Source organism: Collinsella sp. AM38-1BH (assembly GCF_003467545.1).
Lineage (GTDB): Bacteria > Actinomycetota > Coriobacteriia > Coriobacteriales > Coriobacteriaceae > Collinsella.
Window position 1 is genome coordinate 1 of record NZ_QSHC01000033.1, and the last position, 1,506, is coordinate 1,506.

Annotated in this window: 1 protein-coding gene; it reads left to right on the forward strand. The window is 69.6% G+C overall.

Annotated features, from left to right (window positions below):
- Positions 1–126: 126 nt before the first annotated feature.
- Positions 127–1,446, forward strand: a complete 1,320-nt coding sequence (locus DW870_RS09205; RefSeq protein WP_233547419.1) for an IS256 family transposase — start codon at positions 127–129, stop codon at positions 1,444–1,446.
- Positions 1,447–1,506 lie beyond the last annotated feature (60 nt).

Below are 1,506 nucleotides of genomic sequence, written 5' to 3' on the forward strand. Positions count from 1 at the left end.
GGTAGCGCACAGAGATGTGGTGTAAGAGGCGGGGCATGCCCCGCCTCCGCCCTTTCTTGAAAGGGAGGGGACACCGCCTAGAATTCGTCGTTGGAGTAATGAAGGTGACGAATGGAAGGAAAGGCGATGCCCCAAGAAGAGAGTGTACTGCGCCTCGGCCGCGACGAGGCCCTCGAGGCGGCGAGGCTTTGGCAGGAGTGCGGCGACGCGCGCGAGTTCGCGTGCAGGGTGCTGGGCAGCGTGATGAACGCGCTGATGGACTCCGAGGCCCAGCAGATGTGCGGCGCGAGCCGCAATGAGCGCAGTGACGGCAGGGAGAACAGTCGCAACGGCTACCGCCCCAGGTCGCTCAAGACCGCCGTGGGCGACGTGGAGCTCGAGATACCCAAGCTCAGGCACGGCACCTACTACCCCGAGGGCATGCTCGCGCGATGGTCGCGCGTCGACACCTCGGTGGCCGCCATCGTGCAGGAGATGTACGTATGCGGCGTATCCACCCGCAAGGTCGAGCGCGTGGCGTCCAAGCTGGGCATATCCTCGCTGTCGAGCTCGGAGGTCTCGAGCCTCTGCTCCGACCTCGACGCCGAGGTGGCGGAGTTCCGCCGCCGCGACCTGTCGGGCACGCCGTGCTGCTACCTGTGGCTCGACGCCACCTACATGAGCTGCAGGGTCGGCTCGTCGGTCGTCTCGCAGGGCGTCGTGACCGCGATCGGGCTGGGCGCCGACGGGCGCAAGCACTTCCTGGGCTGCGACGTGGTCGACACCGAGAGCGAGGACTCCTGGGCGGCATTCCTCGGCGGGCTGCGCGAGCGCGGGCTGGCCGGCGTTCGCCTCGTGGTCTCCGACAGCCACGCCGGGCTCGTGGCCGCCGTCTCGCGCCTGTTCCAGGGCTGCGCCTGGCAGCGCTGCGTGACGCACCTGCAGCGCAACCTCCAGAGCGCCTGCTCGGGCAGGCCCGAGGACTCCAAGGCGGCCGTCAGGGACCTCGTGCACGCCGCGGTCTACCAGGACGACCCCGACCTCGCGCGCTGCGTGTGGGCCGAGGCGGTGCCCTGGGTGGCGTCGGTGTCCGCCAGGGCCGGCGAGGTCTTCGAGCAGGCCGAGGACTCCGCGCTGGCGTTCACGGCCTTCCCCAGGGCGCACTGGGCCAAGCTCCGCACCAACAACGTCCAGGAGCGCGCCAACCGCGAGATCAAGCGCCGCTACAGGGTCGTGCAGTCCTTCCCCTCGAGGGAGTCGATGCTGCGCCTGACGTGCGCGAGCCTCATGGAGACCGAGGGGCAGTGGTCCCAGCAGCGCGTGTTCTCCGAGGCCTCGGCCGCCGAGGGCTTCGCCGAGCCCGCGGACAGGCCGGCCCCGACAGAGGGGAGGCGCCGCGCGCTCGGGCGGCGCGCCAGGGAGATAGTGGACGAGATAGTCGAGAGGCGCGGTCTCAAGAAGGAGTAATATCGGGACTTGCAGCGACGGACCTCAGGACGCTCTTACACCACGTCTGCGCGCGCCACC

Coding starts and splice junctions, on each gene's coding strand:
- DW870_RS09205 (WP_233547419.1), top strand. CDS start 127: ATGCCCCAAGAAGAGAGTGTACTGCGCCTCGGCCGCGACGAGGCCCTC.